The sequence below is a fragment of the Sessilibacter corallicola genome (genome assembly GCF_021290925.1).
GTDB lineage: Bacteria > Pseudomonadota > Gammaproteobacteria > Pseudomonadales > Cellvibrionaceae > Sessilibacter > Sessilibacter corallicola.
The window spans coordinates 1352632-1374627 of sequence record NZ_JAJSLX010000002.1 but is presented as its reverse complement, the minus strand read 5'-3'; the positions used below and the strand labels follow the sequence as shown (position 1 = coordinate 1374627).

The window sequence follows — 21996 nt, the reverse complement described above, 5'->3', positions numbered from 1 at the left end:
ACGCGAAACTCACGAGTTAATTTTTGGGATTTTAATAAAATGTATCGTAAGTTGTTGATTTTGTTGGCACACCCGGAGGGATTCGAACCCCCGACCAAGTGGTTCGAAGCCACCTACTCTATCCAGCTGAGCTACGGGTGCGTGGAGAGGCTGCGAACAATACCAGTACTTTTATTTATACGCAAGACTTAATAGAAATATAAAAGTACTGGTTTTGATGTGTTTTGCAAATAGGGTTTCAGGTTGTGGATTCTTTATTCTTTCGGGCTTTCTTTGGCGTTATTTTCTTCCAGTTGCTGAATTTTTGTGTCGGTGTGGTAAATGTAGTTTTGGACTGAGGTCAACATACCGCGAAGAATATTGAGTTCCATCTCGTCCATGCGAACTCGGTTGTAAAGACGACGAATACGGGTCATGGTTTGGCGTGGATTGCCGGGCTCTAAAAAGCCAAGACGCTCTAAGGTTTTTTGCAGATGCTCGTAGTAGGCTTCTACCATGTTGGTATCTACTGGCGGTTGGTCCCAGTCGTCAAAGTGAACCGGGGCGCCGTTTTCAGCATTCAGAGCTGACATTCTAAACTCGTAGCTCAACACTTGTACGGCTGTGGCGAGGTTTAGGGCTGAGTACTCGGGGTTTGCCGGAATGTGCACGTGGTAGTTGCACTTGTGCAGCTCTTCGTTGGTTAAACCGCGATCTTCTCGCCCAAATACGACGGCAACGTCGTGGGTTTGTGTTTCGGCGTAAGCTCGGTCGCCAAACTCTCGGGGAGTGAGCAGTGGCCAAGGAATACGTCGCTCACGAGCGGAGGTACCCACCACTAATTTACAATCGCCGATGGCCTCATCTAGGGTTTCAACCACTACTGCGGTCTCTAGGAGATCAGCGGCGCCTGCGGCACGCCACACAGCAACATCGGAGGGGAAGTCTTTGGGCGAAACTAAGTACAGTTGCTTCAACCCCATATTTTTCATGGCGCGTGCGGCACCACCAATGTTGCCAGGGTGGGTTGTATCAACCAAGACGATGCGTACGCGGTTGAAGGCTTCGGAATCATTGTTAGGTTTAACTGTACTCATGGATGCGATTTCAATTGGCTATTCGAACAAGGCAAGCTATCTCGGGCGCATTTTGTCCTAAAATAACTTTTTAAAAAGGGCGCGAAGTTTAACAGTAGAACTGGTTTACTCCTAGGCCCCCTGGTACAATCTCGCCCCTTTTTTGTTACCTTCTCAACTAATTTATACCAGCGAGTCGCCTTATGGAACCAATGCTCAATATCGCCCTTCGCGCTGCACGAAAAGCAGCCGAGAAAATTGAACGAGCGCTTGAACGTGTAAGTGTCATCGATATTGAAGAGAAAGGCCGAAATGATTTCGTGACCGAAATCGATAAAGCAAGTGAGAAAGAAATTATTTATCACCTTCGCAAGGCCTACCCTGATCACACCATTATTGGTGAAGAATCCGGTTTTTTGAAGGGTGATAATCCTGACTACGAGTGGGTTATTGATCCACTGGATGGCACCACCAATTTCATCCACGGAATCCCACATTTCTCAATTTCTATCGCCTGTAAATTCAAGGGTCAGTTGCTCCACGGTGTGGTGCTTGATCCGGTTAAACGCGAAGAATTTACCGCAAGTAAAGGTAAAGGCGCAGCTCTCAACGGCCGTCGCATACGTGTAACGGACCGTCGCGGTTTGAATGGCGCTTTGATCGGCACTGGTATTCCTTTCAGTGGTTTCGCCCTAGAGAATATGACGCCGTATTTGCGAGCACTGGAAGAAATCGCGGGCCAAACTGCCGGTATTCGTCGCCAGGGTTCTGCCGCACTCGACCTTGCTTATGTTGCCGCAGGTCGATATGACGGTTTCTGGGAAATGAATCTTAAAGAATGGGATATCGCCGCAGGGATTTTGCTGGTTCAAGAAGCCGGTGGTTTAGTGAGTGATTTCCGTGGCGGTAACGATCACCTATCGTCGGGTCACATCGTTTGCGCCAGCCCAAAAGTCTTTAAGCCTTTGCTTCAAATAGTTGGCAAACACATGAGCCGAATTGGCTAATGCGTTAATCGTTAACCAATTGCGAAGCAACTACGGTTAACTGTTCGACGTCTAATGGCTTTGGTAGCAGGTCGCTAAACCCTGCTTCTAAAGCCGATTGAATTTCCTTCCTGCCATGAATTTCTGATAACGCCACCACCGGAATATTTTGGGTGTTGGGGTCACTTTTTAAGATTTTAATAACTTCGTAGCCGTCAATTCCCGGCATGTGCAAATCGTAAAAAATGATGTTCGGAAGTAGATTTCTTGCTTTGAACAGCCCTTTTATTCCTTCATCGGCAGTTTCATATTTTAGCCCCTGAAAATTCTTAAAATACGTACCCAACCAATTGCGGCATTTTGAGTCGTCGTCGACGAACAAAACGGTTTTATCTTTAAACAATTGATTATCAAAATTTAAGAATTTAGAGATCTCGACGCTTTCAGAGGTGTCCGAATCATCGACCACATTTTTCTCAATGGGTAACTGAATTTGAAAACAACTGCCCGCACCCTCTTCGCTGTCAAATTCGATATTTCCGCCCATTAACTCAACGAGTTTTTTACAAATCGCTAAGCCAACGCCGTTTCCGGTGGGTTTGGCGAGGATATCTTGCTGCTCTGAAAACGGCTCGAACAAATTGGCTTGTACGGATTTTGGAATACCGCGACCGGTATCGCGAACGGATATCACTAAAAATTTATTGGCAGTTTCTACCAAACTGACAATGACTCGACCGCCACTGCGGTTATAAATCACTCCGTTACTGACCAGCTTGATCAGCGATTGTTTTAAGCTCGCTCTGTCAGCACGCACGAAGGCATTTTTTAAATGATGCGGTTCGAAATTTAAAGAAACCGACGACTTTTTTGCAAGATCGGTACATTGGGAAAATACTTCTTCAATCACACTGTGAATGGGAACAGGTCGAATCGAGACACTGGCTTTACCGGCTTCGATTTTCGACAATTCCAGCACATTGTTGATCAGGCGCAGCAATTGGTTGCCAGCTCGACGAATCTCGCTGATATTTTCTTTTTGATCGGTGGTCAGGTTTTTTGCGGTATCGAACAATTGCGTAAATCCCAAGATGGCATTCATGGGTGTTCTTAGCTCGTGACTCATACTCGACAAAAATTCCGACTTCGCCCGATTCGCGTTTTCAGCCAATGTTGTGGCTTTGATACTGCGAGCCTCGGAGCGCTTTAGCTCGGTAATGTCGACATTGGCGCCGGACATAAACTCCACTTCGCCTTCACTGTTGGTGAGAACGTCGCCCCGCGTGCGCAACCACATCCAATCATTGGTATTGTTTAAGATACGATATTCAATGTCGAAAGGCTGAAATTTGTTCAGCTTGCCAGTCATTTCTGACTCGACCTGATCGCGATCTTCTGGGTGAATGCGCTCTAGCCAGCGGCGCATCTGGCCACGCCCCATATCGGAATCTTTTTTCGGGAAACCCAACATGGCCCAACAACCCTGGGAATAGCTTAATTTCTTTTCAAAGGTGTTCCACTCCCAAACGCCATCGTTGGAAGACTCTAAAATGCGACGAAACCGAGCTTGGCTGTCTCTGAGTGCGGACTCAATTTTTTTCTCTTCGGTAATATCGTAATTAACGCCGGCAAAATAAATAACGCGATTATTTTTATCGCGTATGGAACTGGCCTCGGCTTGCACCCAGCGGTAACTGCCATCGCGATTGCGCATTCGATAAGCGGCGGAATATTTGGTGTTGTTAGAAAAATGATCGCGCAAGCACTTGCGGAGTTTATCTTTGTCGTTTTCATGCACAAGGGTAAAAGCTAGCTCGATGGTTTTTACTCGATCGATGTCTTTTTCTTTATACCCCATCGAATCCCATAAATTGCCAGGAAACACGCGAAAACTTTCTTTTTCTAAATTCCATTCCCAAAAACCAAACCCGTCGATGTATTGCATTCGGGAAAAGCGTTCAGACATGGATTGAATTTCATGCTGAATTGAGTGTTGACCCACACCGGGAATGCCGGGAACCATGGGCGGCTGCAATCCGGGAATGACAGGAACACTCAATGAACCACGATGATGCGCCAAGGCGTCAGGAATGGAGGTACCTTTCGAATAGGAATCTCTGGCAACGCGAATTGCTTCTTTTAAGCGATCACTGGATTGGGACTTTTTGTCATCAGCCATGATTATCAAGCTCAACGATTATTGAACCGTTTTCTCTCCGAATAAGTTTTCCAACAAACCAATAATTTGTTCGATATTCCAAGGTTTGACCAAATAAGAATAAAACTGTGGCGCATTGTTTATATCTAAAAACTCGTTGTCGCTTCCGTCAGGATGACTGCCCGATGGCGAGCCCTGCCCTTGAGTGTCTGAGGGTGAGCCAGTAGCCGCATTATTTTCTTTGTTCGCATTAAGCCGGTTGTTTAATTCTGCCGATTTATTGGTGGATAAGGCGACCACGGGAATATCGGCAGTACTGGGATCATTGCTCAAAATTTCTAGAAGCTCGTGACCGTTAAAGCCGGGAATCTCCAAATCCAGTAAAATAAGATCCGGTAAAATTAATCGCGTTTTATAAACGCCCAACAAAGGCTCTTGGGCAATTTCTAATTCGATGTTGTTTACGTGCCGAAATAACTTTTCCATTAAACGGATATTGGCGGGATTGTCCTCAATGTAGAGTACTGTTTTTGGCGAGGAAACACTTAAATGGATTTTTCGTTCTTCGGGCATAATTTTTCCCAGAGAACTCGGATCACTTTCTGCCCAATCGTCACAACGTTTTAAATAAATCTCGAAACAGCTGCCAACGCCTTCTTGGCTGTAAAAACTGATGTCGCCGCCCATCATTTCGATTAAGCGCTTGGTGATGACCAAACCAACACCACTGCCTTCAATTGCGGTTTTTTCCGCACCCAGACGATTAAACGGCTGGAACAATTTGTCTTTTTTGTCTTCTGAAATGCCGAAACCGTTATCTTCAACACTGATGCAAATTTCGTCTTCGTTGTGAAAAAACACATTAATGTTGACCCAACCAGACGGGCGATTGTATTTGATTCCGTTACTGATTAAATTTAAAAGTACCTGTTTTAATCGCACCCGATCACACTCGGCAAAAAGCGGCTCGGTGTCTCCGGTTTCAGCGGTTAATGTAACGTTGTATTTGTTTGCTTGCGGATGGCTGAGAGTAATGCAATCTTTAACAATTTCCGACACTAAAATGGGTTCGTTCGCCAGGGTAATGTTGCCGGATTCAATTTTTGATAAATCCAAAACGTCGTCAATTAACTGAATGAGATGCTCACCCGCTTTGCGCACTTCGTGCATGTTATTGCGTTGATCATCGGTCAAGTTATCGTCGTATTCGAATAATTGCGCATAACCAAGAATCGCATTCATGGGCGTTCTTAGCTGTTGGCTCATTCCTGACAAAAATTTTGATTTCGACAAGTTGGCTTTTTCAGCCTGATCACGGGCATTTTCAAGTCGTTCTTGCGCAAGCTTGATTTCGGTGATGTCGATATTGGTACCGGAAATCAGCACCGGTTGTGATTTCTGATTAAATTTTGCGTGAGCCCGCGTGCGAACCCAACGATAAATACCATCGCGGTCGGCAATTCGGTAATCAAAATCCAATGCTTTTCGGTGCGTCAGGCAGTCTTTGACTTCAACCTTAAACGCTTTTAAATCTTCGGGATGAATACGACGCATCCAGGCCGTAATTGTCGATTCTCCAGGCTTTACCAGCTGTTCGATGGACTTAAAGCCTAAATGGTGCAAAACACGATCGGAAAATTCGACTTTTTTATCTTTCGCGCTCCATTCCCAAATGCCGTCGTTGGAGGCGTTCATAATGCGTTGTAAGCGCAATTCTGCGGTTCTTAGTGCTTCTCGCGTTACGCGCAATTGAGAGGCGTCGAAAATAACACCAACAATATTAGTGATGCGATTATTTTCATCGCGCAACGAGGTCGCCATGGTGGTAACCCACATGTACTCGCCGCACTTTTTAAGCATCCGAAAACTGAAATGAATGGGAGAATTGTGATACACGTGTTGGCGAACAATGGCCAATGCGCGATCAAGATCGTCGGGATAAAAGAGCCCGCGGATTTCAGTAGCGTGCTCGATCGCGTCCATTTCCTCTTGGGAATAGCCAGCATCCAAGCACAGTTGTCCGTGGCAGTGGAACGTCTGATTCGTGTAATTCCACTCCCAAAAACCGAAGCCGTGAATATCGACCAAACAGCGGTATTGTTTAACTAACTCAATTTGCTCATTCGTCAGTTGAAGATGCTGTAACCACTCGATTTTCTTGATGAGACTTTCACGACCAGTCTGTCCCTCTGGTATTGCCATAAACGCCATCTCAAAGATTTGTAATCAAATAAATACAAAACAACCGCTAGCTTATACGGGCCACAGGCGTGTTGGCAACGGCAATCCTAAATCAAGTGCAGGGGAAAAGAGATGTGTTCCAAAAATTGAATAATGGCATGGGTTTTAGAGCCTGGATTTTAGGAAATGTGTTTTAAGGAGCCTCTGACTAAGAAAGTGATTTTTGGACAAAGGCTGAGATTCTAAAAAGAGATCTTGAGGAAGAAGTACAGAGAGAATGGAAAAACAAGAACAACCGTTTACGCTAAAACAACATCTTAACGGTAATCAGGTGAAGCCCAAACGACCTCACCTGATACCAATGTCTTAAAATATACGATTTAGGGCATTTCTACTTCGTCTAGATCAGAGCCTTCCTTGACCGGCTCCATCAGATCTTGAGTAGTGATGTTCATCAACATCAAAATATTGGCAGCAACGTATATGGATGAATACGTACCGATCAAAACACCAATAATCAACGCAATCGAGAATCCGTGAATCAGCTCACCCCCAACTAGGAACAACGCAAGCAATACCAACAACGTTGTCAAAGAGGTGACTAATGTACGGCCAAGGGTTTCGTTGAGAGAGATATCAATAATTTGCTCAGGTGTTGCCTGGCGAACCTTGCGGAAGTTCTCACGGATGCGGTCGGCAACAACGATGGTATCGTTCAGGGAGTAACCGATAACCGCGAGGATCGCAGCGAGTACGGTCAAATCGAACTCTAAGCCAAGCAATGAGAAAATACCCAATACGATCAAAACGTCGTGAATCAACGCCACAACAGCACCCACTGAGAACTTGTATTGGAATCGGAAGGCAACGTAACCCATAACAACGAGCAGCGCGAAGATCATTCCAAGGCCGCCGTCTTCTTTGAGTTCCTCACCTACTTGAGGGCCTACGAACTCAACGCGTTTGAGTTCGACGTCATCGCCATCGGCTTCTAATACTTTCAGAATTTTATCGGATAAAGAATCCGTTTGCTCTTCGCCAGCGCGCTGTTTTGGTTGCTCAGATTCTGAACCTTGAAGGCGAATAAGCACTTCTGTATCAGCACCGAAATGAACAACAACGGCGCCGTCAAAACCGGCGTCGGAGAGCTGACCTCGAATTTGGGTGAGATCTGCGGACGTTTGGTATTCCACTTCAATTTGGGTACCACCGGTAAAATCCAAACCGAATTTAAGGCCATTGACCGCCAAGGAACCAATGGAAATTAGGAGTAATAAAACCGAAAAACTCATAGCAATTTTTCGGAAAGACATAAAAGCGATACCGCTTTTTTCCGGCGCTTTTTGTGCACTTGTCTCAGACATGCTGTAAACCTTTATGAGGCCCGAACGATTCGAGCCTTTTACTAAATTGAATGAGTTGAATTAAATCCAAAGTTTTTCGACGCGACGACCGCCGTAGATCATGTTAACGATGGCTCTTGTCACCATAATGGCACTGAACATCGACGTTAAAATACCGATCGATAGTGTTACCGCGAAACCTTTCACCGGACCCGAGCCAATACCGAACAGAATAATCGCAACAATTAAGGTTGTGATGTTGGCGTCCAAAATGGTGGTAAATGCTCGCTCAAAACCGGAATTAATGGCCGATTGCGGGGGCAAGCCATTCTTAATTTCCTCACGTATCCGCGAGAAAATCAGCACGTTCGCATCCACCGCCATACCCACGGTTAACACAATACCGGCAATACCTGGCAAGGTCAGTGTGGCGCCAAACAGCGACATAATCGCAATCAGTAAAACAAGGTTTGCGGTCAACGCGATATTGGCAGCAAGGCCAAACACGCGGTAGTAAACCAACATAAAGATCAAGACAAAACCAAGACCCAACTGAACCGATAGCACACCCAATTCAATATTTTCAGCACCCAACGAAGGACCGATGGTACTTTCTTGAACGAAGAACATCGGCGCAGCCAACGCACCCGCTCGCAAGAGCAGTGCAAGTTCGGAGGCTTCAACAGGGCTGTCTAGACCCGTAATTCGGAATTGAACACCGAGAGCGGCCTGAATGGTGGCAAGGTTAATAATATTCTTTTCAATCACCCGCTGATTGGTGATAACTTCGTTGCCCTCTTCATCAATGGATCGTTTTTCAAGGGTTTTGTATTCAACAAATAACACCCCCATGCTGCGACCAATATTCTTCCAAGTAGCGCGGTGCATTTTTGAACCGCCATCACTGTCGAGCGTGATGCTTACTTCGGCTTGTCCGGTTTGTGGATCAATACCAGGACGCGCATTTGATACGTTTTCACCAGTGATGATCACTTTGCGCTCCAACCAAGCGGTTCGAGCAAAGTTTTCACCCTCTTCTGGGCGGAATTCGTATTGTTCACGCTGTGAGGCAGGTGTATTGCTTTCGGCACCCAAACGGAATTCGAGGTTTGCCGTTTTACCGATCACACGTTTGGCTTCTGCGGTATCTTGAACGCCGGGCAATTCCACCACGATTCGGTTGCGACCTTGGCGTTGAACCAGCGGCTCACTAACACCGAGTTCGTTAACACGGTTACGCAGTGTCACCAAGTTTTGAGAAACAGCGTAGTCTTCAATTTCACGAATGGAAAATTCAGACATGGTCAATTGAAGGAAGAACTTTCCGTCTCTTTCTTCGGTAGCGATGATCAGATCAGGGAATTCAGATCGAGCCACGCTGATTGCTTCTTCGCGCTCGGCTTCGTCGGAGAAACGCGCTTCAATCACGTTATCGGCAGAAACAAGTACACGGCCTTCATAAAGAGCACGTACTTCTCGCCATTTTTTCTTCAGCTCGTTGGCGTTGGTGGCCTGGCGTTTATTAACGGCATCTTGAGTATCGACTTCCATTAAGAAGTGAACACCACCGGACAAATCCAAACCGAGTTTCATCGGTGTTGCCGCCAGTGATTGCAGCCATTGCGGCGTGTTAGACGCCTGGTTCAGAGCAACAACGTAATTTGACCCCAGTGCTCGTTGAACGGCTTTACGTGCTTCTTTTTGATCGTCGGCGGACGCCAACCGAATTAACACAGCACGTTCTTGTAACTCCCCACCAAAATACTCGATACCGCTTTCTTCAAGCGCTTTTGACGCCCGGTCGAGATCTTTTTGAGTAATTTCTAAACCACTGGATTGACCTGAAACCTGAATGGCAGGGTCTGGAGCGTAAAGGTTAGGGGCTGCGTATACCAAACCCAAAACAATTACGAACAGGATGAGAATATATTTCCACAGAGGGTAGCGATTGAGCATCAGATACTTTCCATAGGGTTTTAGTACAAAAACCTTTTTATACGTATTTGGCTGGATCAGCCTGTCAATTTAAGAGAACTTTCGTCCTCGTTCACCAGGGCCGGCATTATAAACCCCATTAATGATCGCTTATATAAAATTAGGTTTAAATTTTTAATATCAACCCTTATAAACGGTTATTGATGTTTTATACCAACTGGTTTTCAGAGATTAATTAAACTTTTTTGCAAATTCAGGGCGGTCTATTTTTTGTTTGTCATAAAATTGTTTCGCAAATTCCATTAAATTTTGGTTTTCAATTGCCGTTCTAATGTCGGTCATTAGGTTCTGATAAAACCGTAAATTATGGATTGTGTTTAATTGCGCACCCAAAATTTCACCGCATTTATCCAAATGATGCAGGTAACCGCGAGTGAAATTCTGACAGGTATAACAATCACATTCTTTGTCTAATGGCTCAGTACTGCCACGATGTTTGGCGTTTCTAATTTTGATAACGCCTTCACTGGTAAATAAATGACCATTACGGGCATTGCGAGTGGGCATAACACAATCGAACATATCAACACCGCGAATAACCGCTTCTAAGATATCTTCAGGCTTACCAACACCCATTAAATAGCGCGGTTTATCTTCAGGCATCTTTGCCGGTAGATAATCTAGGACCGAAATCATTTCTTCTTTTGGCTCACCAACGGAGAGACCGCCAATGGCGTAGCCATCAAAGTCGATATCGCGCAAACCGACCAACGATATTTCCCGCAAATCTTCGTACATACCGCCTTGGATGATACCGAACAGCGCCGATTCACTCATTCCGTGGGCCTCGCGGCTGCGCTTAGCCCAACGCAACGACAATTCCATCGACTTGCGCGCTTCGTCGTGAGTCGCCGGATAAGGGGTGCACTCATCGAAAATCATTACCACGTCAGAGCCGAGGTCGCGCTGAACTTGCATAGAGCGTTCTGGATCGATAAACACCTTACTGCCGTCAACGGGCGAATTAAAAGAAACGCCCTCTTCGGTAATTTTGCGCATTTTGCCTAAAGAAAAGACTTGGAAACCGCCAGAATCGGTCAATATCGGCTTGTCCCACTGCATGAAGTCATGCAAATCGCCGTGATTTTTAATGACTTCTGTGCCCGGACGCAGCATTAAATGGAACGTATTCCCCAATATGATGTGAGCGCCAATTTCTTTAACGTCTCTGGGCAACATGCCTTTTACGGTGCCATAGGTGCCTACAGGCATGAATGCCGGTGTTTCTACGACACCGCGCGGAAACGTTAATCGGCCGCGACGCGCTAGACCGTCGTCACAGTCGCGCTCAAACTTCATAAAACATTGTCTTTGGTCAGATTCAGTCACTTCAATAACCCGCTGTTCAATTCTTTTCTGTGGGATCAGTCTTTTGTTCGGTTTCAGATTGAGCAATTGGCTCATTAATGGCGTCGGGATTTTTGGTTAAAAACATCGCGTCGCCATAACTGAAGAAACGGTACTTCTCTGCCACCGCTTCGGCGTAGGCCGCCATCGTATGCTGATAGCCAGTAAAGGCAGAGACCAGCATAATTAACGTTGATTCCGGTAAATGGAAATTAGTCACCAAGGCATCAATGCAGCGAAATTCATAACCCGGGTAGATAAAAATATCGGTATCACCGGTAAAAGGTGCAATACTGCCGTTTTTACTGGCGGTTTCTAAGCAACGGACGCTGGTGGTACCTACCGCGATCACTCGCCCACCCGAAGCTTTCGTGGATTTGACGAGATCACACAGAGATTCATCAACTTCCATCCATTCACTGTGCATCTGGTGATTGTGAATATCATCAACCTTAACAGGCTGGAACGTACCGGCTCCCACATGCAAAGTCACAAAGCCAAGGTTAACGCCTTTATTAGTTAACGCTTCCATAAGGCTATCGTCAAAATGCAAACCCGCCGTTGGCGCGGCTACGGCGCCTTTTTTATCATCGCGGCTGTACACCGTTTGGTAGCGCTGACGATCGTCGCTATCGTCTTCTCGCTCAATATAAGGTGGCAACGGGATGTGACCGACTTCCTCTAACACTGTGAGGACCGAGGCATCGTCGCCAAAATCGAGCTTGAATAAGCTGCCTTCGCGGCCTTCAACTTGTACTTTGTATTTTTCCCCTAACGTCAATTCTGCACCGGCTTTTGGGGAACGACTGGAGCGAATATGAGCCAACGCTTTGCGGTCACTGATAATGCGTTCAATCAATACTTCGACTTGTCCGCCGGTACTCTTGTTGCCATAGACTCGCGCAGGAATCACCTTAGTGTTGTTAAACACCATAAGATCACCTGGTTGAACCAGGGACAGTATTTCTTTGAATTGTCGATGTGTGACTGACCCGGTTGGGCCATCAACGTGCATCAATCGGCTGCCAGCACGTTGCTCAGCAGGCTTTAGGGCGATTAACTCATCGGGGAGGTCGTAGTAAAAATCTTGTCGGCGCATTTTATAAGGGAGAAAACGACTCAAAAGCGGGCAAGACTACCGAAAAAATAACGTCTTAGCGAGTAGATAATTTTGAAGCACAGCCGCGAAAACTCGACTCAGACATCGCCGTCAAAACCTGAATTTACACTCCAGTGAATTGCACATGGGATTATAGGTGTGTTGAATTCAACCAAAACTGCATAAATTTAACGCTTCAAGACTAAAGCTTGGCCAAGTTGTCACTTCTTGAAACAGTAAAGTGAAATAATTTTAGAGAGTGGTTGACGGGAACAAAAGCCTAGTTATAATACGCGCTCTTTCACGCAACAGAGCGTAAACAAAAGCCTAATGCTTTGTTTATAAAGAAAATTTTTTCTCTGTTAGCTCATTATGCCAGAGTGGTGAAATTGGTAGACACAGGGGATTCAAAATCCCCCGCCTTAACGGGTGTGCCGGTTCGAGTCCGGCCTCTGGTACCATCTTACAAGTTAACGGACGCTAATGAATTATTCAGTGTCCTGCAAATGTCTCATTAGAAATCCCCATATCTAATCTTGCTATACATTTGAGTATTTCCAATACATTCAGATTTCCTGTGCTTGATGTTTTTCCAAAAAATCCTTAGGCGAACCCATTCACTTTTTTGCCTCCATGTAATTGCCCCCCTCTCAACTTCGCACGTCATAAATTCTAGTCATAATCGCCTAAAATAACTGCTCACCAAATAGAAATGTGAGATCGCATTCATATTTATTGACACTGCTACAAATGCTGTGTTTTCATCCAAACATGAGCTCATACTCACCTTTAGATAAAAACATAACAATAAGGCAGAGAAAATGAAGACCAACAGAGAAATTCATCTGAGTAAGTGTAATTTAACCTCAGCAACTGCAAGAGGCATTGCATCTTTAAGTTACATTCAATTTATTAATTACGCTGAACTAAAACCTGTTCGAAGTAGGAATTTACGATATTCATTCTATAAAGCCTGTGGCGACTGCAATTGCTAGAGAGCCAGTGCACAACAATATAAATAATAATTAATCACGCATTCCCTCTACAAAAGCTTCCCAACAAACCGCCCTATTTCGTTTGTCCTGATCGAGGGAATGCTGAAATAACAGGAATTTTCGTATGAATGACGTAAACACAATTTATCAGGCAGTAAAAAAGTCCAGTGAATTACACGACGCTCACACCGCATTTACTTTGATAACCAAAATAAAACCAAACTTTTCCGAAAAAACGTACAACTATTTTGAGTTTTTTTCCAACTTAAAGCGCGCTGCTCGATTATTTAAAGATTTATCAGAAAACAAATCCAAAGTTGTAGTCTCAACTTTGCTACCTAATATTCCTCAACACCAGATTGCTTTGTGGGGAGCTGAATGCATTGGTATTGCCAATCCGTTGAACCCGCTTCTTTCAGTTGAAGCGATCACCGAGCTTTTATTAAAGGCCAACTCAGATATTGTATTATCGGTAGGACCTACTCCAGGAATTAATATCTGGCAAAAAGCTCAACAAGCTGCTGCAAATGTAAGGGAAATCAGCGGTAAAGAAATTAAGTTGTTATCGGTATCTGTATTACCAACTGCGATTAATGTTGCAATGAAATTAATCAGCAAACCACTTCCTAAACCTCTTCGGCCAGAAATGGTACTTAATGATTTTGACTCGCTTTTGTTAAAGTACAGCGATGAAGAATTACCTTCTAGTTGGCTGAACGGCCCAGAAGACACGGTAGCGTATTTTCATACAGGCGGTACTACGGGCACGCCCAAACTGGCGAAGCACAGCAGTAAAAATCAACTTGAAAGTGCAAGACGCGTATGTGAAGGTTTTGAACTCCAAGCAGCTGAAACGATTGTAAATGGGCTCCCACTTTTCCATGTGGCCGGCGCTATTGTTAACAGTCTCAGTGCGCTTATATCGGGATTAAATATTATTTTACCTACAGTAAAAAGTTTTCGGGATCCTAATGTTATTCAAGCGCATTGGAAAATAATTGAGTACTACAGAGTTAATATTAGTGGCGGTATACCAACTTCTGTTGCGTCTATGTTATCTGTCCCCTTAAATGGATCTGATACATCCAGCTTACGCATAATGTCTTCGGGAGGAGCGCCAATTCCTGAAAACTTGTATGCGGATATTAGAGCATTAACCGGGGTTGAACTCTATTGCATATATGGAATGACTGAAACAGCCGGTTTTATTTCTATGGCCAACGTGAGTAACCCGATAGTAAAAGGAAGTGCTGGAGTAGTCGCTGAAAGCTCGGGAATTCGCATTAACGGATCAAGCGGTACAACCTGCGGTGGAGAAGTTTTGGTCAAGAGTGAATCCGTATTTTCTGGCTATTTAGGTGACGAAAAGTCCGCAATGAAAGATGGCTGGTTACACACCGGAGATCTGGGTTATATCGATAGCGACTCGAATTTGTTTATTACAGGAAGAGCGAAAGATTTAATTATTCGCAGTGGCCATAATATTGATCCTGCAATGATAGAACATTGCTTAGAGCAACATATTGGTATTGAACTGGCGGCAGCTGTTGGCTGGCCTGATGAATACGCAGGCGAATTACCCGTTGCTTTTGTTCAATTACGCGAAGGTGTTAATGTGAGTGAACAGCAACTGCAGGAATTCGTTAATGACCGTATTGATGAACGACCAGCATGCCCTAAAAAAATATTTATTTTAGATAAGCTACCGGTTACTACTGTAGGAAAAATACACAAACCAAGCCTTAGAGAGAAGTCGACAGCTGCGGCAATTAAAGAATTACTCAATAAAAAGTTTGTTGATAAAGAGCTTACCGTAAAAGCAGCAATTAACAGCCAAGGAAAATATAACGTGAAAGTTCACACCCAAGCCGTCGATGAAAGCTTTAACAAGTCCTGCGAGCACTTATCACAAAAATTGGGCGTCATTATCGAAACAAATGCCTCCGAGGCGTAAAAATAAATTACGAAATCAATTCTGATAAAAAACGAGCACGTTAAACATCTTCTTTAACAGCAGCCGTTTGGGAGTGTGACCACCAGTGGATGCTAGTGCGTAAGTGACAATATAAGCGCTGGCATCCTTTAATAAATTATCTTGGTTATTCTATAGTCGAGCTAAAGCAACCATCAGTTAACAAAGCGTAGCTAGCCTTCTTGTGCCATTCCATACGCCTTTTATAAGCCGGGAAATCCTGCTTACAAGAAGATTCTATAGAGTTTTGGGCTTCGTACATGTAATTGGCTAGATCGATTAAATCATTATTATCCAGTGTGGTACCTAGATCCGTCATCATTCGAATGAAAAATTCAGAAATAAATTGATTATGCTTATGTTCAAGTTCCTTTAACTGAATCGACCATTCGGATGCTTTAATTAATTCAGCATGAAGTTTTAGTTGTTCAGGAGTTGTTATCAGCTCAGAATAAAAGCGATCGATCATTTGCCAGAGTACTTGATTACGCATCGGAATACTTTCTATGGAAGAAACTTGGACTTCATCCAAAATAACAAGCAATTTACTTTCAACACTTTCACGCCATTCATTGATCAATTCAGAAAAAATAGCCTGCTTATTAGGAAAATATTGATATATAGAGCCAATAGACATACCAGTGGCCTTAGCCAAAGCGTCTGTCGTAAAATAATCGACGCCTTCCTCAACGAGCATTTTTTTGGCATGAGATAAAATTTTATCAAATTTTATTCGAGACCGTTCTTGTTTTGGTTTTTTTCTAGGTGAAAGCGCAGTCTTCATAAATGCCCAAAATAGATAAAAATGACTTAAATTTTAATCTATTTATTTTACGATGTCTTTGATTGTTACTCATCAAATAAATCTATCCAATGATAGAAAAGCTAGGAAGCAATTGATGAGAATAATTTCAAATCACTTGAATCGTTCTACCAGAAGAAACTGTTTTTCCGCCAGCTCAGACATTTGATTACTTAAATCCGAGGCCTTTGTTGCTTTCTCATGAGTTAATTTAGCAATATCCGAAATATTTTTGGTATTACAGTTAACTTCATTCGCCGAACTCGATTGCTCTTCAGCGGCCGCAGCTATTTGATGCGACATTTTTTCGATACCAAGAACTGATTCAGCAATTTGCGTTAACGCATCATTGACGTTTCCGATACGCTCAACACTGCGTGAGGACGACTCTTGGCAGGCATTCATACTGGTTACTGACGCCTTAGTCGCCTCTCCCAATTCTTCAATAATCGCCTGAATGTCTTGCGTAGATTCCTGAGTGCGCTGAGCCAGCGAACGCACCTCATCGGCAACCACCGAGAAACCACGCCCCTGCTCTCCGGCTCTCGCAGCTTCAATCGCTGCGTTCAGCGCCAACAAATTGGTTTGGTCAGCAATAGAGCGAATCACATCGATAACACTGGCAATTTTTGCACTGCCTCCCGACAGGTTTTCCAGCAAAGTCGACAGGTCCGTTACTGTTGCTGACAACACTTCAATTTCATTATTGGCCTCGACCAAGACATTCTCGCCTTTTTTGACTTCCTGCATGGCGTCTACCGTAGCGTTACTGGTTTCTGAAACGCCTCTTGCCACTTCTTGAACCGCCACCGCCATTTGACTCATGGATTCTGCCACTTGAGCGGATTCGTTTTGCTGAGAGTTCATATTATCTAACGCCGCCTCTGCTTCCGTTTGCGCGCTGGTAGATTTTTCATTGAGTTCTCGGGCCGCCTCGTTAAACCGCCCTAACGCCGTTCGTAATCGTGCTTTTTGCATTAACGTGGCAAACAGCACTTCGCCATAGGCGTCGCTTCGGCCAGTGTAAATGTAGACAGCAATGGGGTCGTTACTCAGGCGTCGAGATTGATCGAGAACCTGATTCAACGGCATCAATGCAACAACCACAGAAAAAACACCGGCAACAACACTCGCAATAACAGCCATACCTACTGACAAGGCAGAAACGTTCTGAACAACAAACAAACCACACAACAAGACAACGAAAATACAACTGGCACTTAAAACGTAATTCTTAAATCGATCCCATACGCTTGAAAAGAAAGGAATTGCGGAACTGCCATTTTTAATGCGCTGATAGGTCTCAATTGCTCGTGTTATCTGCTCTCTAGACGGAGCCACGCGCACAGATTCATAACCCACCACTTGTCCTCGCTCAGTCACCGGCATCACATAGGCGTCGACCCAATAATGATCGCCATTAGCGCAGCGATTTTTAACCAATCCCATCCAGGGTTTGCCCGAACGTAAATCCTGCCACATCTTTGCAAAAGCCTCTTGCGGCATGTCCGGGTGGCGGACGATATTGTGGGCTTGGCCCAGCAACTCAGCCTTGGAATAACCCGCAACCTCGCAAAAGCGATCATTACAAAACGTAATGACACCTTTTGTATTGGTTGATGTGACCAACTGATCATTGGCGTTGAGACGTGCTTCTCGCCCCGTTACAGGTCCTGTCTTTCTCATTGGAAACCAAACCGATCGCTAAAAATGAGTAAATGAAATTTTTGTAATCAGCTTGTCGGCCAGAGGCAGAAACTTTGAAGGGAAAAGACCCGATGATAAATTATTCATTGTTCAAGAGATGCTGAATGACGCGCGTTTAAGCCATTTTAAAAAGTAAAATTTTTAAAATGCACCGCTCAAGTACCTAGAACCAACGAACGCCACAAAAATGACTGTAAATTATTTTTGATAAAAAGAAATCTGGATAGTTAATTTTAGAATATTTTTCTCTTCTTTTTTCTCAATTTATACAAAATCAATTGGGGCCTACACCATAGCTGGAATGTATAAAATTGAATATAATGGCCCGACAAATACGCAGTCGTTTTACCTATTCGCCACGATTAAAAGATGCCGATGCAAAAGACTAACGGTGCAATCAAGCTTTAAGGACGAATGGGGTAAGCCGGTTTTATACGGGAAATAAATTATATCAATTACCGAACTTTTCCGCAGTCAAGGTAATCTGATCAACTCATCCAGTCGAAATGATAAATTTGTAAACCTTATTCCATACCCATCATTCTCAAGGCCTGCTAACGTTAGTTTCGAAGTAAAAACATGACTAAGGCCTAATTCACGCTATATCAGAATCCCTAGGTTACGATTAATGCATTTTTAGCTTTTTGTGGTTGATAATTCTCTACTTTGGAGAAAAATAAGATTTTTTACCTCTTGAAGAAGATTAAAGCGACACAATTTTAACAATTCGATACAGAACCGAGAGTACAGGCCGATAACTCATACAGTAACCTTTGCGGTAGGTGAGCTAGCATCAATATTGCTAGAAAATAATAGTCGTAAGAATTACGACACTGATAAGGCGAAGATAAATTTATTGAACTCTCATTAACTATTCGGTTTAGTCCAAATTTTGTGATTTCGGACGTCCTATAACCAAACGAGAAGTAATAACCCATGGCATGTAGACCACACCCAACCGGCGGACACAGAGCTTATAAAAAAATCAATGGCGTAGAAGTTCAAGTCTACTCCAGGGATAAATCAGTTGCAGAAGCTAAACAAAAAGAATTGGACGCACTCGCTGCCCTAAAGCCCGCCCGAGTTTTTTCAAAATGCGGTCGCTTAGTAGGGTTTAGGATACGCAAGCACCATAACGGTGGCATTAATATGGAAATGCAGTTAAAGAAAAAGCGCGGCACAAAGAGTTTGTCGGCAAATACATTTGAAGATGTGTGGCAATGGACCAAAGAAAATTGGAAATTTGGGCATGATCTTACCACCCCTGATGTCGCCAGTTATTCAAACGAGTTAAAAACTGCAAAGCGTTTGTACTTAGATGACCTTGCGGATATTACTGGTTGATACTGATTTAAAATACGTAAAAGTGCTTAACGAACTTTTTACCCTCTTTTTATTGACGGTAATTTGCAGCAAGTTTGTAAACACTAAAAATGGCACTGCACAGGAATATAATTTTCCACAGCACTCATTAATAAATTAAGACTCTGTATTAGCGAGGCGCGGTACTATCAAGGAGTTCACCCTCAAGGCATTTACCATATTCATTTACCACAATGTGTAAATACCAAGGTACTGTACTGCAGCGCGCCTTTATTCAGACGCGCCAGGTTTGGATGGTTTTAAATCTGGCCATGCTGCTTTAAGGTAAATCACCATCGACCATAAAGTGAGAATGGCCGCTAAATACAAAGTAATGTAACCAATCCAGGTCATTGTCAGATTCACACCTGGACGAAACAGCAAAAGAACAATAATGGAAACCATTTGGCAGGTGGTTTTGATTTTACCAATGTTCGAAACCGCCACATTTGCTCGCTTACCCAATTCTGCCATCCACTCACGCAACGCGGAAATAACAATTTCCCGCCCCACAATGACTACAGCTGGAATTGCAAACCACGCACTGGCGTGAACTTCTACTAACAAAACAAGCGCTGTCGCCACCATCAACTTATCAGCGACAGGGTCTAAAAAAGCCCCAAAAGGGGTTGACTGGTTGTATTTTCGAGCGATGTAGCCGTCAGCCCAATCGGTAATAGCAGCAAGAGAGAATATTAACGCAGAGGAAAGAGCGCTGAATTGAAACGGCAAGTAAAATACGAGTATCAATGCGGGGATTAAGATAATTCGTAGCAGTGTAAGTTGATTTGCAAGTGTCATTCAAAAATTCGGTAATCAGTGGATCAATGTATGGTAAACAAGTTTTGTTACTAGGGGGCGAATTCTAGAGAGTTAATGCCCGAGTAGCAAAATTTACTCACCTAAAACCTTCCAGTGCGCTGATTTTCTTGTCTAGGATCACTCCATTTCAGGCGGTAACTGGAAGGTCAATGTGGCGATAAGTATCGATTAAAACTCACTTAACCGATAAAAATACAACTGTTCTCATTTAAAACCCTGGCAAAAGCACACTTAGCCAGTCGCCTATCAACCAATGTCGCCAATGTTAAGTTTTCTCACATTGACGAACGCTCAGGCGTTAAGACATTCTCAATGTTTGGTAAATCTCTTCAGCTAAATTCCGACTAATCCCCTGAACCTTGGCCAAATCTTCGATGCTCGCCGCTTTAACCCCCTGCAAACCGCCAAAGTGTTTGAGTAGCTCTTTCCGGCGTTTCGCTCCGACTCCTGGCACAGACTCAAGACTGGAGGTTTTTCGAGCCTTGTCTCGCCTCTGACGATGGCCGGTGATTGCAAAGCGGTGAGCTTCATCGCGAATCTCTTGCAATAAATGCAATGCCGAAGACGTCGAATCTAAGGTTATTTCAGAGTTACCGCCATCGACGATCAAGGTTTCAAATCCAGCCTTGCGAGTGGTGCCTTTGGCAATACCAACCAGTTCTACATTGTTAACGCTTAACTCGGATAGCACGTCTTTAGCGACGTTAAACTGCCCTTTACCGCCGTCAACCAGCAAGATGTCTGGCATTTTGCCTTCACCTTCACACAAGCGCTTATAGCGGCGCTCCAGAGCTTGGCGCATAGCGGCGTAGTCATCGCCTGCGGTAATATCGTTGATATTGAAACGGCGATAGTCTGACGGATTAGCGCCACCTTCATCAAAGACAACGCAAGAAGCTACCGTTTTTTCACCTGAACTGTGGCTGATATCGAAACATTCCATCCGGGCGGGCAGCTCCGGCAATTGCAAAGCATCTTGCAGAGCTTCGTATTTTTGTTGCACTTTTTCGCGATTATTAACGCGAGAGATAAGATTTTGCTCAGCAGATTGATTCGCCAGCTGCAACCACTTCAAACGCTGGCCACGCACATTGTGCTTCATGATCACCTTGGCCGATCGCAGTTGTGCGAGAGCATCGGCAACAATATCAGCGTCTTCAACCGGATGGGGTAACAGCACTTCGGCTGGAATTTCGCGGTGAGTATTCGCAATATAAAACTGCGGTAAGAATGCGGCTAAAACTTCACTTTTTTGCTGATCCAGTTTTTCTTTTGGAAAATAACTCTTACTGCCGAGAACTCGACCGTTGCGAACAAAAAGTACGTGAATGCAGAAACCACCGCGAGCCTGACTGATACCGAATACATCCATATCGCCCTGCTCACTTTCCACCACTCGATCAGCCTGAATTTTTCGAAGCGAGGCGATTTGATCGCGAAATACAGCCGCTTGTTCAAACTCTAAATTTTCCGATGCTGATTCCATACGCGTGGCCAGCGTAGTCATTAATTCCTGATTATTACCGTCAAGAAACATTTCTGTGAATTTCACGTCTTCACCGTACGAGTCTTTATTGATCAAGCCAACGCAAGGCGCGGTGCAACGATTGATTTGATACTGCAAGCAAGGTCGCGATCGATTTTTAAAAACGCTGTCTTCGCACTGACGGACACGAAATGTTTTTTGAAGTAAATTCAGACTGTCTTTCACCGAACTGACGTTAGGAAATGGGCCAAAATAACGGCCTTTCTTTTTCTTTGCGCCGCGATGCAAAGAAATTCGCGGAAAGTCATCGTTAGAGGATAAAAATATATAGGGATAGGATTTGTCGTCGCGCAATAAAATATTGTATGGCGGACGCTGTGATTTGATCAGGTTTTGTTCAAGGATGAGCGCCTCAGTTTCGGTCTGAGTTAGCGTCACTTGAATACTGGAAATTCGTTTTACGAGCGCTTCGGTTTTCGGTGTTAATCCGGTTTTGCGGAAATAGCTGGATAACCGGTTTTTTAGATTTTTTGCTTTGCCGACATACAACGGTTGACTGTTGTAATCGTACATTTGGTAAACACCAGCGCCTGTGCTCGTGCTCGCCAAAAATCGCTTATGGTCAAATGTTGTGCTTTCTAAATTGGAAGTCTCGCTCATGCTCGACATGATACATGGAAGCCGGC

At 44.2% G+C, this 21996-nt stretch carries 14 protein-coding genes and 2 tRNA genes; 4 read left to right on the top strand and 12 right to left on the bottom strand.

All coding sequences use genetic code 11. The features are described 5' to 3' along the window. Window positions 1-64: 64 nt before the first annotated feature. Both LU361_RS13125 and trmJ read right to left on the bottom strand, forming a co-directional pair. Window positions 65-141 (bottom strand) — tRNA-Arg (locus tag LU361_RS13125). Window positions 142-254: 113 nt separating this feature from the next. Beyond that, window positions 255-1076 carry a tRNA (cytosine(32)/uridine(32)-2'-O)-methyltransferase TrmJ gene (gene trmJ, locus LU361_RS13120; protein ID WP_233089283.1) on the bottom strand — a complete coding sequence of 274 codons (822 nt, stop codon included), beginning with the start codon at window positions 1074-1076 and terminating at the stop codon, window positions 255-257. A gap of 182 nt (window positions 1077-1258) precedes the next feature. On the opposite strand from trmJ, the gene LU361_RS13115 reads away from it, so the two are divergent. Beyond that, on the top strand, window positions 1259-2062 hold the full coding sequence (locus LU361_RS13115; RefSeq protein WP_233089282.1) for an inositol monophosphatase family protein: 804 nt from the start codon (window positions 1259-1261) through the stop codon (window positions 2060-2062). Between the two features lie 4 nt (window positions 2063-2066). Here LU361_RS13115 and LU361_RS13110 read toward each other — a convergent pair whose 3' ends face one another. The 6 genes from LU361_RS13110 to queA all read right to left on the bottom strand — a co-directional run bounded on the left by LU361_RS13110 (window position 2067) and on the right by queA (window position 12164). Continuing rightward, window positions 2067-4220 (bottom strand): PAS domain-containing protein, encoded by a 2154-nt coding sequence (locus LU361_RS13110; protein WP_233089281.1) that lies wholly within the window; start codon window positions 4218-4220, stop codon window positions 2067-2069. Between the two features lie 18 nt (window positions 4221-4238). Next, window positions 4239-6401 (bottom strand): hybrid sensor histidine kinase/response regulator, encoded by a 2163-nt coding sequence (locus LU361_RS13105; RefSeq protein WP_233089280.1) that lies wholly within the window; start codon window positions 6399-6401, stop codon window positions 4239-4241. Between the two features lie 359 nt (window positions 6402-6760). Beyond that, entirely contained in the window at window positions 6761-7744 is a 984-nt protein-coding gene (gene secF, locus LU361_RS13100) for a protein translocase subunit SecF (RefSeq protein WP_233089279.1), read from the bottom strand. 60 nt (window positions 7745-7804) lie between these two features. Continuing rightward, window positions 7805-9679, bottom strand: a complete 1875-nt coding sequence (gene secD / locus LU361_RS13095; protein WP_233089278.1) for a protein translocase subunit SecD — start codon at window positions 9677-9679, stop codon at window positions 7805-7807. 210 nt (window positions 9680-9889) lie between these two features. After that, a complete protein-coding gene (gene tgt / locus LU361_RS13090) occupies window positions 9890-11017 on the bottom strand; it encodes a tRNA guanosine(34) transglycosylase Tgt (protein WP_233089548.1) in 1128 nt (375 codons plus the stop codon). A 46-nt stretch (window positions 11018-11063) separates the two neighbouring features. Continuing rightward, the gene (queA, locus tag LU361_RS13085; RefSeq protein ID WP_233089547.1) at window positions 11064-12164 is read right to left on the bottom strand and encodes a tRNA preQ1(34) S-adenosylmethionine ribosyltransferase-isomerase QueA; all 1101 of its coding nucleotides are present in this window, start codon (window positions 12162-12164) and stop codon (window positions 11064-11066) included. Between the two features lie 374 nt (window positions 12165-12538). Here queA and LU361_RS13080 point away from each other — a divergent pair. Both LU361_RS13080 and LU361_RS13075 read left to right on the top strand, forming a co-directional pair. Next, window positions 12539-12625 (top strand) — tRNA-Leu (locus LU361_RS13080). A 658-nt stretch (window positions 12626-13283) separates the two neighbouring features. Continuing rightward, on the top strand, window positions 13284-15113 hold the full coding sequence (locus LU361_RS13075) for an AMP-binding protein (RefSeq protein ID WP_233089277.1): 1830 nt from the start codon (window positions 13284-13286) through the stop codon (window positions 15111-15113). 145 nt (window positions 15114-15258) lie between these two features. Here the strand turns inward: LU361_RS13075 and LU361_RS13070 are convergent, their stop codons facing one another. Further along, window positions 15259-15915 (bottom strand): TetR/AcrR family transcriptional regulator, encoded by a 657-nt coding sequence (locus LU361_RS13070; RefSeq protein WP_233089276.1) that lies wholly within the window; start codon window positions 15913-15915, stop codon window positions 15259-15261. Between the two features lie 132 nt (window positions 15916-16047). After that, window positions 16048-17619: a methyl-accepting chemotaxis protein gene (locus LU361_RS13065; RefSeq protein ID WP_233089275.1), complete on the bottom strand. Its 1572-nt coding sequence runs from the start codon at window positions 17617-17619 to the stop codon at window positions 16048-16050. Window positions 17620-18576: 957 nt separating this feature from the next. Between LU361_RS13065 and LU361_RS13060 the strand changes: the two genes are divergently transcribed. Further along, window positions 18577-18984, top strand: a complete 408-nt coding sequence (locus LU361_RS13060) for a hypothetical protein (RefSeq protein ID WP_233089274.1) — start codon at window positions 18577-18579, stop codon at window positions 18982-18984. A 249-nt stretch (window positions 18985-19233) separates the two neighbouring features. Here the strand turns inward: LU361_RS13060 and pgsA are convergent, their stop codons facing one another. Together pgsA and uvrC are read right to left on the bottom strand one after the other, a co-directional pair. Next, complete coding sequence (gene pgsA / locus LU361_RS13055; RefSeq protein ID WP_233089273.1) at window positions 19234-19803, bottom strand: CDP-diacylglycerol--glycerol-3-phosphate 3-phosphatidyltransferase; 570 nt, start codon at window positions 19801-19803, stop codon at window positions 19234-19236. A 319-nt stretch (window positions 19804-20122) separates the two neighbouring features. Then, window positions 20123-21979 (bottom strand): excinuclease ABC subunit UvrC, encoded by a 1857-nt coding sequence (uvrC, locus tag LU361_RS13050; protein ID WP_233089272.1) that lies wholly within the window; start codon window positions 21977-21979, stop codon window positions 20123-20125. Window positions 21980-21996 lie beyond the last annotated feature (17 nt).